Raw genomic sequence first — 14445 nt, forward strand, 5'->3', positions numbered from 1 at the left:
TTATGTTTTCCAAACTGATAGAAGATTGTTTTTTTGTTGTTTCTTTTTCTTGAATCAGGCAAAAAAAAACAATACAAACACTGATATAAAAGCATTTCCCAACGAATTAATGTTCTGCTAAGGTACTATTAAGCCTTCGATAAGATTAGGTAGACCAAATTGTTTTTTTTATGTTCTTTTTTCTCCCTTCATCTATCTTCCCATTAAAATATTGCTTATCCTAAAGTCGTCAAGGAGGCGTCAATTTTAGAAAAACACAACTCTTTCTGTCCTTAGAATGGTTTTCTACCCACCTAATTTTGATACCGCTTACAAACAATACAATCAGAAAAGGAGAAGCGTATGTTATTAACCGTTTTATCTTATGCAATGATTATTATCTTCATGTATGTCATCATGAAAAAGAAAATGTCCCCGTTTACTTCCCTTGTGGTTATTCCACTTTTATTTACCTTAGTTGCAATGATTTCTGGTGCTTCAAAGAAAGGAAATATTGGCGATTTTGTATTAGAAGGCATCAAAACAACTTCAAATACAGGAATCATGCTATTATTTGCCATTTTATATTTTTCAATCATGTTAGACGCTGGTCTATTTGATCCAATCACTAAAAAAATGATTTATTTTGCCAAAGGCGATCCAATGAAAGTTTTAATGGCAACTGCGATCGTTGCCGCAACCGTTTCGCTGAATGGCGATGGGACAACGACTACGTTGATTTGCTGTTCTGCTTTTATTCCTATCTATAAAAAATTAAACATGAAAATGATGAACTTAGGGGTATTGATCATTCTTCAAAATACCATCATGAACCTATTACCTTGGGGTGGACCGACCGCTCGAGCGATGGCAGTATTGGAAGTCGATGCGGATATCTTGTCTTACTTAGCTCCTGGAATGATCTTGTCTTTGCTTTATGTCATCTTTTTCGTTGCACGCCGGATGGGAAAACAAGAACGTGACCGTTTAGGTATTACCCAATTATCAAATGAGGAAATTGAAGAAATCACTAAAATCACTGATCCTGAAACGGCAAAAATACGCTGTCCTAAAAATTTTGTATTCAACGGTGTACTAACGATCGTGTTGATTGCTTGGTTAGTTGCTAGCTCGTTTATCTCTTCGATTGCCTTACCACCTCTTTTATTATTTTTAGTAGGAACATGTATTGCCTTAATGGTCAACTACCCTAATCTAAAAGATCAATCCGCACGTATTGGTGCAAATGGCGGCGATGCGGTGCAAGTCGTGATTTTAGTTTTTGCAGCGGGAGTTTTCATGGGGCTTTTCCAAGGTTCCGGTATGGCTGAAGCACTCGCGAATAGCTTTACTTATCTTATTCCAAAACAACTAGCAGGATTCTGGGGATTAGTTATTGCGTTGATTTCAGCGCCCGGTACTTTCTTTATTTCAAATGATGGTTTTTATTTCGGTGTTTTACCAGTTTTAGCAGAAGCCGGACATGCCTATGGCTTTACGAATATGCAAATGGCTCTCGCCTCTTTGATGGGTCAAGCCTTCCACTTGCTAAGTCCGTTAGTGGCTTTTATCTATCTCTTGTTACGTTTGACCGGATTGGATATGGGAAAATGGCAAAGAGAAGCTGGAAAGTATGCCTTAGGTATTTTTACCATTTTTGTTGTCACAATTATTCTTTTTGGACATATGCCATTTTATATCCCACAATAAAAACCAATCGTGCCAGCAAGAGTGACTAACTCAACGAACGGCTCCTTCATTATTGGAATACTAATTTTCACATTCTGCCAAAGTGAAGGAGCCATTTTGATTACTATTGATATATTTTTTGGTTCGTTCTCTTGAGGGTTGGAAAGCATGATAAACTTAGAACAGGAACTTAATGTCTAAGTAGAAATGGGGAGAAAAAATGAAGCAAGTAGTTGAAGCATTAAGAAAAAATTTGGATCTAACTCAAAATAAAACATTGAATGCACTTATTTATGAAGCGTTTCGTAAAACGATCATTCTTGGCGATATTCCTGCAAATACACGGATCAATGAGAAAGTCTTAGCGGAAGAATTGAATATCAGCCGTACACCCATACGTTTAGCAATGAAGCAATTAGTCAATGAAAAATTAGTTGAACACGTGCCTAAGATTGGTATCGTCGTCAAAGGTATTCGCATAAAAGATGCTTACGAAATCTATGATATCCGTAAATCTTTAGATACCCTTGCCACGATCAAAGCAATGAATCAGATGACAAAAGACGACTTCATTGAACTAAAAGAACTGTTGTTACGCGGTGAAAGCTACAATCAAGCAGATCAAACAGAAAAAGTCTTGCAAAATTTTTCAGACTTCAATATGTTTATTTACGAGAAAAGCCAAATGCTCCGTTTAAAATCCATTGTCTTAGAGTTACAAGCTTACCTCGTTTATTTTCGCGATATCGCCATTCGTTCATCCAGACGTAGAGATAAAGCCCTTGAAGAACATTGGCTGATCTATCGCGGGATGCAAACAAAAAACGCAGAACAAATCACCTTGATCACCCACGAGCATTTAGATCGTTCATTACAATTTATTTTAGCTGAAATGGAGCGTAGAAAAATTGACTGAACATAAACTGATAGGTACGATCGCAGAAACTGCAACGTACGCATTGCGTTATGAAGTAGCGTTGAGTCCAAAACCAGGACTAGTCGATCCTATTTCAAATGGCGCGCATAATGATATGGATTTTCAAACATTTCAAATAAGTATCGAAACGTTAACACCGTTTTTCCAAAAATATATCGAAGCAGGTTTTACTCATAAAGGGAACACGAAATCATTATTTGAAAAGCTAAGAAGCATTGGGTATCAGGCAGAACAAGCAATGCTTGTCGCAACGAATGATATCAATACACATAAAGGAGCGAATTTTTCGTTTGCGGTCATTTTAGGCGCGATCGGTTGGCACATGCAACAACGTTTTATCCAAAGACTTCCTTTAAGCGTCACACAGACGGAGCAAATTTTAAATCTTACAGGAGAACTGACCCATGATTTGATCAAAGAGGATTTTCACGGCTTAACACGGAAAACACAGCGAACACATGGGGAAGAGCTTTTTTTGGTGCACGGTATTTCAGGTGTTCGTGGCGAAGCTGCTCAGTGTTATCCTAGCCTTACTTCTATTCTTCTCCCTTACTTACGTTCAGCAAACTATCATGCGCCAGATGAAGTCTTTCTCCGTGCCTTGGTTTTGTTGATGAGTGAAATCGAAGACGGGAATCTACTTCACCGCGGCGGTATTCAGGAGTGGCAGAAAGTACAACAAGAAACAAAAAAAATCCATCAAGCAAATCTTCCATGGAGGCAGCTACTTGATGAATTAACAATCTATGATCAACGATTGACCAAACGCAATCTAAGCCCTGGTGGTGCAGCAGATTTACTTTCATTAGGTATTTTTTTCGCTCAATTAGAAGGATTACTTTCTTTACCAGAGGGTAAGAAAATATAGCCAAGTCCTCTAACCGTTCTGAGGTACTGGACATTTTTTGGATCATCTTCGATTTTGTTTCGTAAGTGATTGATAAAAACCATAATGGTATTGGCATCCAGCTCACTGTCATTCCAAACACTTTGATAAATTTGTTCCTTTGAAAAAACCTGTTCGGGATTTTCTATAAAGAATTGCATCAGCTTGATTTTTTTTGAAGACAACTCAATAGATCTGCCTTTTTTATATAAACGATAAAGCGCTTTGTCAAAGCAAAAATCACCTATACTGATTTTATTTTTTTTGCACTGGGTCGTTTGTTCTTTAAGCACCTTATGTCTGTCCAAAATAGCGAGAACTTGCGCCTTTAGCAGTGTCGGATTGAAAGGTTTAGTGATGTAATAATCTGCTCCCATCTCCAAGCCAGTGATAATTTCAATCTCATTTTGTTGTTCGGTAAAAAAAACGATGGGAGAAAGACTGTCTTGCTCTCGGATGAGTTGCACAATATGGTAGCCATCTGTTTGATGGGCTAAACGAATATCTAAGAGATATAGATCAAAAGTCACTCTAGACATGATATCCAGTGTTTTTTCGACGGAATCACTTTGATAGATCAATACACCAGCTGGTTGTAAGGCCTTCCAAATCATTCTTCTAAATGTTAGATCTTCATCGATCGCCAATATCTTCTCATTTCTCATTTTCTTTCCTCCTGCCTAGAGCATCCATAGGTTAAAAAATACACTATGACCTGCATTTTACTTATTCAATTAAAAAAGTAATTGATCATAATATCACAATTTATCCTTCAGCTCTATTATACGCACAGAAACGATGATTTCTCGTCTCAAAAAAAAGAAAATACAATAAAAAAACATTTTTATTTACTCCATATAGACGTCGCTTCATATAATAATTTGTTTTTACTATTTTTTATGATAGTTAAACCTAGTGAAAATTTTTATAGAATTTTTTTTACAGCTTTATAGTATGACTAACTATAAATATCTATTATTAAGAAAAGTACAATTTGTCCTCAGAAAAAACTTTGAAAGAAAAATCCTTTAAAAAAGAAAGATACTTATAATTGTGGATAGAGTATGCAATGGAATATTTTGCTCATTTTTTTAATATGTTTTAATTATGTACACAAAATAATTCTAATACAGATTTGAATGTTACTGCTGAAGTCACTTTAATCAAGAGTTTTAAAAAACATAGCATATTATAAGAAAGAACGGTAAAAATGTCCTGAAATACTCATACAAAAAACTTTTAAAAATTAAATTATATCTCTTAATAGTTCTGAAAAATCGTAATCAAGCCTAACCTTACTCGTTACTCTCGTATATAGATTGGGATTAGCTAATTTAAAATTATAAAATAGCGCCTTAAGTTCTCTTATGAAGTTGTTCCTAATTGTATGTCTCTTTGATAACATAATGGCTATAGTAACGAATAAAGAAGAGATATCATTTTTTAATATACCCTTTGTATATAAGCTTCTAATTTCTTTTCTTTCAAGTGCGTATAACTCTAAAAGATGGATTTTGATATTGTGTCTAGAGCGATGATTAATGATTCTATTACTGTGTGCAGCACGATTCCTGTATTCTTTTATGATTGTAGTTAGATTTACAAAAAATTCCAGATTTTCTTCTATATCAGTTATGTGGTAAAACGGGTACTGGCTGAAATCATACATCATAGTTTTAACAGTTTGCTCTTTTATTTGTCTATCAGATAGCTTATACCAATACATAAAAGTATCCATAGATAAACAACCCGCCAATACCCATGGTGGTACATAGCCATACATATTGGAATAATGCTTTATCTGTAAATCTCTTTCCCTATCAATAGTTCGATTTAATTTTTCTAATAAAATCTCAATTTCGTATTTTTGTTCCTTTTTTACAAAACTACCTTTTCTATATTTTTTTCGATCAAGGTAATCATGGTTTTTATGTCCATAATGTTTGCCAATATGGTATGAAAATATAGCTTTAATAGAATCTTCAATTCTCAATAAGTATTTAAAAATCAATGCTGAAAGTTCTTTATCAAAATCATATGTATCTCTTAAATCTACAAATAGTACGTATTGATAATCATCTTCCCCATTTTTATCTATAATACTGAAAAAATCTTTATATCCGTTAACTAGTGAATAATATGAATTATTTTGCAATGCATATATTGCATCTTTCCTTTCTTCATCATTCCTAAACCTAAGTTTTCGAGACTCAAGTTTTTTTATTTGTTCTTCCAAAGATAAAAAAATTTTTTCTCCCATATTATTATCCCTTCAAAATGATAGAAAAATAGCCCCAATCCATAAAAAATATGAAATGGGACTATTTTCCTAGGCATCGCGCCCTTCGTTAAATAAAATATATCATAGCAATTTGATCAAATCAATAGATAGATAGATAGATAGATAGATAGATAGATAGATAGATAGATTTTTTCATACTAATTTTTTAGCACAAGAATTTTTTCTATTTAGTTGGAATAGTCAATACTTAATACTTAAAATAAAAATCCTGATGTTCTTCATTATCGAAATCAGCAAAACATATAAGAACGTCCAATCTCGTTTAGGTCATTCGGATATCCAAACGACTATGAACATCTATACTCATGTTTCACCCGAGAAGCGTGATGAGACGGCAGTTAATTTCGCCAACTATCTAGCAATGAGCTGAACGTATTCAAAAACGTATTCAAAACAAAAAAAATGTAGCAAGAACACTGTACAATCGCTGGTACAACAGTGTTTTTGCTACTTATATGATTTCTCCGAATGGAGACGGCGGGAGTCGAACCCGCGTCCAAACACATCGCCACTTAAAAATCTACGTTCATAGTCAACTCATTTAGAGGTTCGCTTTACAGCTTGCCGAGTGACAGGCATTCTGTATCGCTAGTCTGATGTTCTCTTTTTCAACTTACAGACGGAAAGTTGAAACGTATCCCACTAAAGTTAGGACCCTTACTCGAGCACATGGGCGATGCCGAGAGGATCTACGCTAACTGTTTTTAGGCAGCTAAAGCGTAAGAGTTGTTTTCGTTTTTAGCAGTTATATTTAACTGTAACGTTTTAGCGTAGACGTAACCTACGAAACGCAATTCAAGCTCGAACTGTGCCTGTCGAATCCGTAACGTCCCCTTAATAAAATGGGTTACGGTATTTTCAAGATACTTACATAATATACCACATATGTCGTTTTTTTTCAATATGGTTGATTGCTTTTCAAGTAGATGCTTCACTTCTTGAGGGAAACAAGAAAGGTCTAAGGGATAAATAGACATTATACTTTTCTTGCTCCCTCTTAAAGTGAACGTTCTTTCTACTTTAGCTGCTTCGATCGCAAAAGAACGTGTCAGCAAATCGTTTTATGCAAGTGTTTTCGCGACATTCAATTCTGTTTCTTTTTCTGCATATTCAGGCATGTTTTTGAACAATTGTTGCAACAATGGACTTTGGTTATGTCCTTCGATTGCTTGTTCATCCCGCCAATTTTCAACCATCACAAAGACATTTACTTGTTCCGTTGACTCATACAATTGATAACTCAAGCAGCCGTCTTCTTTTCTAGTCGCTTCGATCAATTGTGTCGCTTCTTCTAAAAATTCAGCGCGCTTTGCTTCTTTGATAGTGAATTTTGCATTGATGATGATCATTCGTCCGTCTCCTTTTTCTTTCTATTTGAAAGAAGTGATTTTTTCTGAAGCTAAACGAACAGATTCGTAGCCTTGATCGACCGCTTTACCAACTGACAAGATCATTACAGGTACGTAACGTTCTTTGTCCAAATCGAAAGCTTCTGCTAATTGGTCTGCTTCAAATCCGCCGATTGGATTTGTATCATACCCATGGCTACGTGCAGTTAACATAAATTGCATAGCTGCTAAGCTTGAATCGATTTTCACTACGTCATTCATTTGTTCACGTGTGAAATTTTTGTAATAAGGAATGATCGCTGCTAGTTGTTCGTCACGAACTTCTGCTGGCATTTTGCCTTCTTCTACAGCTTGACCATAAATTTCTTCTCCGTATTCGTAGCAATTCATATCACCAAAAATCAAGACCATGGCAGATGAAGTATCATTTTGTTTTGTGTTGAAACGGATCAATGGTTTCAATTTTGCTTTTGCTTCTTCGCTTTCAACTACTACAAAGCGCCAAGGTTGTAGATTCACAGAAGATGGTGCTGTTGTTGCTTCTTGGATCATTTCCAACATTTCTTCATGAGGGATTTTCACATTTTCGTCGTACACACGGATTGATTTTCTGCCAAAGACAATATCAGAGAAATCATTGTTTGCTAGAGTTTTATTCATTACTTAACCGCTTCTTTCTTCATTTTGATTTTTAGTATAATTTATCTAGTAATTTAGTCAGTTGATCGATTTCTTCATCTGATAGCGAAACACACAGGGAGTCATCTGATTCTTGATGATTTTTTTCACACTCGGTCAATTCATTCACTGCTTTATCGGACAAAGAAACGAATACTTCACGATTATTGTTCTCATTTCTTTTTCTGATCACATATCCTTTTTGTTCTAATATCTTTAGATGACGTGAAATAGCTGCCAAATCGATTTTTAAATCGCTCTGTAACTTATTTTGCAAACATTCCCCATTTTCTTGTAAGAACATCAAGATCTCGTACCTCGTTAAACTAAATCCAGTTTCCTTTTCAAATAAAGCTGTTCCTTCTTGACTGATGATTTTTATCTGATAAAGCAATTGACTTAACTTTCTCAGCTCCATACTGTCGCCTCCTACTATCGTTGACTAATCAATTATTGACTTGTCAATAATATAAATCATTTACTTTCTTTTGTAAAGTAAAAAGAAAAAGAAGCAAGTTAAAAGTTATTTTCCCTTTTAACTTGCCCCTTCTTCAACTGTCTGTATTCGAGTATTCTATTTCTTGACGATTATGTATGAATGCTCAATTGCTTCTATTATGTATGCAAATTAAAGGAAGTCTGATAATTAACAATAGCTTATTCAAATCAGACTTCCTGATAGGCGATAGTCGTATTCATCACTTTAAGATACCATTGCTTGTGTGTAAAGCTTGGTTGGTGACTGAAAGACCTGTTCAACGGGACTCAACTCAAAGATATCTGTATATTTTGCGACAACTTTCCCACATTTCTCTAGAATATCTAAGTGATCTGTACGATCATATTCCTCTACACTCATAATCACACAATTTTCTAATTTTCCGATTACTTCTCCGACTACTTTATTTTTGATGCCGATTGGATGGCATACATATTTTTGTCCTAAAACGATTGTTTCGCTTGTCATAACTCATTCTCCTCTTGTTCTTTAATATTTCATAAAATGATAATAACATTAAAATTAGATTATGAAAACAAAAATATTCAATAAATTTAAAAAAAGTTGAAAAAAAGTGATCAAACACCTTTTTTCAACTCTTTTTCACTTTATTTCATAACATTTACAGGAAAATCACCTAACAATAACTCAACATATCGTTCCAAAAATTCTTGATCTAAAGCATCGTAGCCCTCGGTCACACCACAATCGATATCAAGTACTCCGATCAATTGGCCATCTTTGATCATTGGCACTACGATTTCAGATTGTGCGGCTGAATCACATGAAATATAATTTTCATGGGTTTTCACATTCGCAACGATCAATGTTTTTTGCTTTTCTGCTGCTTCGCCACACACACCTTTTCCCATTTTGATACGGGTACATGATACTCTACCTTGGAAAGGACCTAAAATCAATTCTTGTCCATCATATAAATAATAGCCGGCAAAGACTGTTTGAGGTAATGTTTCATTCAATAATGCAGAGGAATTAGCTAAATTGGCTAACCAGTTATCTTCTGCTTCTAAAAGTCCTTTTTGTTGGAGTAGCAAAATTTCATAAGCATCTCTTTTTTCTTTTTCTGTCCATAACATCCAAACTCACTCCTTCTATGCCCAAAATTATAGCCTAATTCAAGGAGCAATGCCATGATTTGTTTTTCATTCTTAATGACTAGATCATTCTGCTTGCTCGATTTCAGCAGCTAGATCTGCATAGTCGATTTCATTTTGGATAAAAGTCGGATCATTTGTCGGAAAATGTTGCATCAAAGATTCCATTTGACTGATTTCTACTGTTCCTTGCGACACATCAAAATCAAGGATATGCCCTCCAAATGTTTTCTCATCGTCAATAAAATGCAAATGGAAGCCTGCAGCAGCCACCCCTTGAAATAATTCCGGTGTATAAAACCCAACAATTGTCCCTTGAATATCTGATCGATGGAACTCTGGCTGGGATTCTGAGATCTTCGCTAAGCGTCGGTATGGTTTCTCTTGTTTCGGCATGATCCGGATATGCATATCTTTAAATAAACCGCTGATCTTGACGGCTAAAAAGAGATTTTTTCCTGCTTCGTCCTTCAGGATTTGTTCTTTTAATGCTTCGCTAGATAGCTGTTTGACTGCAAATGAACGATCCGCTGAAAATGCAGTGATTGCCGCATAAGGAGTGGACTCTTCTCCGGACAAATGGATCAATGCGCCATCTGATCTACCTTGATAGGCTTCACCGTCTAAAAATATCACTTCGCCGTCTAACCCATGCAATGTTCCAAGACCTAGTGTACCGTACTTTAAGACCTCCGCAATGGAAGTAGTACCGTCCATCAGTCCCGCCATTAGCGCACCTAATGTACCATGTTGATATAATACTTTCTCTGTCATCTGAACATCCCCTTAGTAAAATTGGTCTGGTAAGATCGTTTCACCTAATTTTTCATTATCTCGATAGTCAATCGGGATATCGATGATGACTGGCCCTTCTGTAGCAAATCCTTCTTCTAAGGCAGATGCCAATTCTTCTGCATTGCTTACTCGCAGACCTTTAGCCCCAAAAGCTTCGGCATATTGAACAAAATCAACTGGTCCAAAATCAACCCCTGATGCTCGATCATATTTCATGATTTCTTGAAACTCGACCATATTATAACGACCATCATTCCAAATCAAATGAATGATCTTCAATTTTTTACGCACAGCTGTTTCTAAGTCTTGGGCAGAAAATAAGAAGCCACCGTCTCCTGACACAGAGATTACTTGCGTATTTGGACGAACCAGTGCAGCAGAGATTGCCCAAGGAAGTGCGACTCCTAATGTTTGCATGCCATTACTGAATAGCAAATGACGGGCTTCATAACTTCTAAAGTGGCGGGCCATCCAAATGTAATGACTACCTACATCAACCGTCACAGTCATATCGTCCGTTACTTTCGATTGCAGTGTATTGATTACTTCTAACGGATGTAAGATCCCGTCTTCACTACTGGTTTCACAAATATCTCGTGCCTTCAATTTTTCTTGCAACGTATTTAAATATTCTTGCGCATCTGCCGATACTTGTGTTTCTTCTAATGACTCTGTCAGTAAATCTAATGTTGCAGAAATGTCCCCGATTAGTTCACGTTCTGGTTGCATGTAACTGTCGATTTCAGCTGGTGTTTCATCAATGACGATGATTCTAGCATCTTTTTCAGCATTCCAGTTTCTCGCTTCATATTCGATTGGATCATAACCAATCGCAATTACTAAATCACTCCGTTTTAACAGCATATCTCCAGGTTGATTGCGGAATAGACCTACTCGACCAAAAAAGTGGTCTTCTAATTGACGAGAAATCACACCGGCTGCTTGGAAAGTTTCTACCACAGGCAATCCTGTTTTTTCAACAAGTTGACGAATGGCTGCTGTTTCATCTTTACTTGATCCACGCATTCCAACTAACAATACGGGTAACTTCGCTTCACGAATCCGTTCAACCAAGTAGTCGATATCTCCTGAAGAAGCTGAGCCTAATTTAGGATCTTGTAATGGTTTGATAACATCACTTTTGACGGGTGCATCCACCACATCTTGAGGGATACTGATAAAACTAGCGCCTTTTTTCGAACTCTTTGCCATTCGGTAGGCATTAGCGATAATTTCTGAAATTGTTTCAGGATCTTGGATTTCTGCACTATATTTTGTGATTGGTTCAAACAACGCGGCATTGTTCATGCTTTGATGTGTTAATTTTAATAAATCACTTCGTTTTACTTGCCCTGCGATTGCCAACACAGGATCACCTTCTGCTGTCGCTGTGACTAGTCCGGTTGCTAGATTACTCGCACCTGGCCCACTTGTCGCAATCACCACACCTGGTTCTCCAGTAATACGACCAATTGCTTGCGCCATAAAGGCGGCATTTTGCTCATGACGCGTCACGATCAACTCTGGACCATGATCTTCTAATTCATTGAATACTCCATCGATTTTCGCTCCTGGAATACCGAATACGTAATCAACTTGATGATTGATTAAACTTTCTACTACAGTTGTTGAACCTTGTTTTTCTTTAATCACTTCTTCTGATACAGTTTCTACGCCTTGTTTTTCTTTAATCATTTCTTCTGATACAGTTTCTAAACCTTGTTTTTCCTTAACCAACATGAGACATCTTCCTTTTCAACGCTATTTACATGGTCATTACATAATAAATAGAAATAATATTAATACAGATATTTACACCTGTTTCATTTATTAGTCTAGCACTTAATGAGTCATTTGTGTAGTAAGAAGCAAAAAAAAAGACATACATTTTTGTCACATGGACAAAATGTATGCTTTTTTATTGATTTTAATATTTTTTTCCTAGAATGATCAGGTCATTTTCTTGATCGCCCATGTTGGCAATTTTTGGCAAATGTCCCCAAATGGCATATCCATTTTTGAGAAATAACTTTTTACTCGCCTGATTTACATCAAAAACAAATGCCAGCACTGTCTGGATTTTTAAACGATGCAGTTGAGTTTCCACAAAGGCAAGTGCGGCCTTGCCTAAATGATGACCACGTGTCACCGGGTCTAGATAAATACTGATTTCAGCTGTTTGTTGATACGCAGGCCGACCATAAAAATCACTAAGACTGATCCAACCGACGATATGATCGTCGTGATACATCACCCAAAGCGGTCTGGTGTCAGGATGATGCGCTTCAAACCAAGGGATTCTCGAGTCAACCGTTATCGGTTCTAGGTCCGCCGTTGCTTGCTTCGATGCGATAGACTGATTATAAATGTCAACAATTCGCGGTAGATCCTTGATCGTTGCATAGGTATACTTGATATCGATTGGTTTCGCCCCCTTTATTTTTGAATAGTATAACACGTTTTTTATCATCGTTATACAGTAAAAAAAAGGAGTTGTATTGAAACCAATCATATTACTACTATTAGTATTTATTCTTCATTCTTTTTGATTGTTGGATGATTTTGAGCGCACGTTTTCGTGTTTTGATATTCGGGCTTTTCAATCTTCTGTATGCACTTGAAAGATCTTGCTTCTCCATTTTATCCCACCTTTTCTCGAATATTCATTCCATACTATTTCACTTCTGTAAAAAGCATTTTCTTTCTTAACTTAGGTGAATATTTTTTCAGCGCTAATCGTTCAGGGGTATTTCTTTTGTTTTTACTCGTCAAATAGATCCGTTCACCGGTTTCCTTGCATTCTAATGTAATGTTTTGTCGCATCTTTTTTTCCTTCTTTCACTTATTTTTATGATTCAATCGCGGACTTATTTCGGCTTTTACTCAAATTTTCTATCCATTGCAAACAGTAATGATTACGATTTATAAAAATAATATACGCTACTCATTTACTTGTGTCAATAAAAAAACGAATGAAAATCCGCTCAAATGAATGCGCACTCATTTCACTTCATAAAAAAATAACAAAAAAACTGCTGTTTAATGAGGCAACTGCTTACTCCATTGACCGACAGTTTTTTGTCTTTACTATTAATTAGTACTTGTTTCTAGCAATTCAAATAAATCTGTTAATACAAACTCTGCTTGTGGCTCATCTGCCCAAATACCGACCATACTCCCCTTCACCGGTAATTCAGTACCGCTAACTACAGTGGATGTTGAGATTGTCGCTTGTGCGGTTTTTGCTGTATCAAAGGAGTAATGTCCTTGTTCACTTGTTTTTCGACCGATGACCCAATACCAGTGATCGTTCGTATTCACTAGTTGATGCCCTTGATCAAGTAAAAATTCGGCAGAACTGACGTGATAGTTGTCCCATCCCGCTGTCCAATAGGCAATCATTAAGTCTTGATCGAATCGACCAAATTGTTCTTTTTCCTCATAGTAGATGCCGTCGTTAAATACGATCGGAATCATCCCATAGGTTTTAACCAGTTGAGCCAATTGATTGGTATAGGTGACAAAATCTCGATACTTCCCAGACTGCTGGAGTCCTCGCCACCCGCCATCAGTTAAATCATTGGCAAATTCATCGCAACCTATATTGAAGGAACTAGCTATCGTTGAGAAGTAGCTCACATATTTTCAAGCAGTGCTTTCGTGAAAGCGACCGCTTCTTGATTGTCCAGATCAAGTGTGCGAATGGACGTTTGATAGCAGGGATGTTGAATACCTAATTGTTGCATTCCTGTTAAAATCGCATCCATATGTCCAGGCTTATTGATCAGCGGGATCACTTCTATGTTTTCTGCCTTAGCCACACTAGCTAACTCTGTCATTTCTGTTTCCGTCAAATAAGTACCATTAGGATCATCATAATACTGTTTTGTTCCTGCAATCAATGCTTCTTTGACTGATTGACTGGCATAAGTTATTCCTTTGACAATCAGCGTCATGTCATCCAGTAAAAAGCGTAAACCATTATTTCCCAATGCAAAAGAAATTGCCGTATATTGACATTGACTTGCTTTTTTTATGATCCGGATCAATTGTTCTTTTGAAAAATATTTACGTCCATTATCAATCAATAAAACCTTTTCCATCTTTACCTCCACAAAAGAAATCGTTTACATATTATACAATAAAGGAGGCCCAACGAAAATACTCTTTTTCATTTAAATAAAAAAATCCCCCTCCCAACCAGATTACTCGATTG

Annotated in this window: 17 protein-coding genes and 1 other RNA gene; 3 read left to right on the top strand and 15 right to left on the bottom strand. The window is 36.3% G+C overall.

Going from position 1 to position 14445, the window contains the following annotated elements:
• Positions 1 to 342: 342 nt before the first annotated feature.
• The 3 genes from EM4838_RS08810 to citG all read left to right on the top strand — a co-directional run bounded on the left by EM4838_RS08810 (position 343) and on the right by citG (position 3473).
• Positions 343 to 1689, top strand: coding sequence for a CitMHS family transporter (locus EM4838_RS08810; protein ID WP_071866828.1), 1347 nt, complete (start codon positions 343 to 345; stop codon positions 1687 to 1689).
• A gap of 199 nt (positions 1690 to 1888) precedes the next feature.
• Positions 1889 to 2584, top strand: coding sequence for a GntR family transcriptional regulator (locus tag EM4838_RS08815; protein ID WP_071866829.1), 696 nt, complete (start codon positions 1889 to 1891; stop codon positions 2582 to 2584).
• Positions 2577 to 3473, top strand: coding sequence for a triphosphoribosyl-dephospho-CoA synthase CitG (citG, locus tag EM4838_RS08820; protein ID WP_081367431.1), 897 nt, complete (start codon positions 2577 to 2579; stop codon positions 3471 to 3473). Before EM4838_RS08815 ends, citG begins: the two co-directional genes overlap by 8 nt.
• Here the strand turns inward: citG and EM4838_RS08825 are convergent.
• The 15 genes from EM4838_RS08825 to EM4838_RS16860 all read right to left on the bottom strand — a co-directional run bounded on the left by EM4838_RS08825 (position 3428) and on the right by EM4838_RS16860 (position 14332).
• Positions 3428 to 4156: a response regulator transcription factor gene (locus EM4838_RS08825; protein WP_071866830.1), complete on the bottom strand. Its 729-nt coding sequence runs from the start codon at positions 4154 to 4156 to the stop codon at positions 3428 to 3430. The two genes, citG and EM4838_RS08825, sit on opposite strands and share 46 nt — an antisense overlap.
• Before the next feature lie 581 nt (positions 4157 to 4737).
• On the bottom strand, positions 4738 to 5751 hold the full coding sequence (locus EM4838_RS08830; protein WP_071866831.1) for an Abi family protein: 1014 nt from the start codon (positions 5749 to 5751) through the stop codon (positions 4738 to 4740).
• Positions 5752 to 6259: 508 nt separating this feature from the next.
• Positions 6260 to 6627: a transfer-messenger RNA gene (ssrA, locus tag EM4838_RS08835) on the bottom strand.
• 227 nt (positions 6628 to 6854) lie between these two features.
• Positions 6855 to 7142 carry a putative quinol monooxygenase gene (locus tag EM4838_RS08840; protein WP_023519920.1) on the bottom strand — a complete coding sequence of 96 codons (288 nt, stop codon included), beginning with the start codon at positions 7140 to 7142 and terminating at the stop codon, positions 6855 to 6857.
• 21 nt (positions 7143 to 7163) lie between these two features.
• Positions 7164 to 7802 carry a nitroreductase family protein gene (locus EM4838_RS08845; protein ID WP_071866833.1) on the bottom strand — a complete coding sequence of 213 codons (639 nt, stop codon included), beginning with the start codon at positions 7800 to 7802 and terminating at the stop codon, positions 7164 to 7166.
• Positions 7803 to 7833: 31 nt separating this feature from the next.
• Positions 7834 to 8238, bottom strand: a complete 405-nt coding sequence (locus EM4838_RS08850) for a MarR family winged helix-turn-helix transcriptional regulator (RefSeq protein WP_019724433.1) — start codon at positions 8236 to 8238, stop codon at positions 7834 to 7836.
• 285 nt (positions 8239 to 8523) lie between these two features.
• On the bottom strand, positions 8524 to 8787 hold the full coding sequence (locus EM4838_RS08855; RefSeq protein ID WP_066025247.1) for a hypothetical protein: 264 nt from the start codon (positions 8785 to 8787) through the stop codon (positions 8524 to 8526).
• Positions 8788 to 8927: 140 nt separating this feature from the next.
• Complete coding sequence (locus EM4838_RS08860; RefSeq protein WP_071866834.1) at positions 8928 to 9416, bottom strand: GAF domain-containing protein; 489 nt, start codon at positions 9414 to 9416, stop codon at positions 8928 to 8930.
• Positions 9417 to 9500: 84 nt separating this feature from the next.
• On the bottom strand, positions 9501 to 10208 hold the full coding sequence (budA, locus tag EM4838_RS08865) for an acetolactate decarboxylase (protein ID WP_071866835.1): 708 nt from the start codon (positions 10206 to 10208) through the stop codon (positions 9501 to 9503).
• A 12-nt stretch (positions 10209 to 10220) separates the two neighbouring features.
• Positions 10221 to 11924, bottom strand: a complete 1704-nt coding sequence (alsS, locus tag EM4838_RS08870; protein ID WP_071866872.1) for an acetolactate synthase AlsS — start codon at positions 11922 to 11924, stop codon at positions 10221 to 10223.
• 232 nt (positions 11925 to 12156) lie between these two features.
• Positions 12157 to 12699 carry a GNAT family N-acetyltransferase gene (locus EM4838_RS08875; RefSeq protein WP_071866873.1) on the bottom strand — a complete coding sequence of 181 codons (543 nt, stop codon included), beginning with the start codon at positions 12697 to 12699 and terminating at the stop codon, positions 12157 to 12159.
• A 52-nt stretch (positions 12700 to 12751) separates the two neighbouring features.
• Complete coding sequence (locus tag EM4838_RS08880; protein WP_086334907.1) at positions 12752 to 12868, bottom strand: putative metal homeostasis protein; 117 nt, start codon at positions 12866 to 12868, stop codon at positions 12752 to 12754.
• A 34-nt stretch (positions 12869 to 12902) separates the two neighbouring features.
• On the bottom strand, positions 12903 to 13052 hold the full coding sequence (gene rpmG, locus EM4838_RS08885; protein WP_071866836.1) for a 50S ribosomal protein L33: 150 nt from the start codon (positions 13050 to 13052) through the stop codon (positions 12903 to 12905).
• A 267-nt stretch (positions 13053 to 13319) separates the two neighbouring features.
• Positions 13320 to 13868: a hypothetical protein gene (locus tag EM4838_RS16855; RefSeq protein ID WP_233433726.1), complete on the bottom strand. Its 549-nt coding sequence runs from the start codon at positions 13866 to 13868 to the stop codon at positions 13320 to 13322.
• Entirely contained in the window at positions 13865 to 14332 is a 468-nt protein-coding gene (locus tag EM4838_RS16860) for a family 20 glycosylhydrolase (protein WP_233433727.1), read from the bottom strand. Before EM4838_RS16860 ends, EM4838_RS16855 begins: the two co-directional genes overlap by 4 nt.
• Between the last annotated feature and the right edge of the window lie 113 nt (positions 14333 to 14445).

The organism is Enterococcus mundtii (assembly GCF_002813755.1).
In the GTDB taxonomy this organism is placed as follows: domain Bacteria; phylum Bacillota; class Bacilli; order Lactobacillales; family Enterococcaceae; genus Enterococcus_B; species Enterococcus_B mundtii.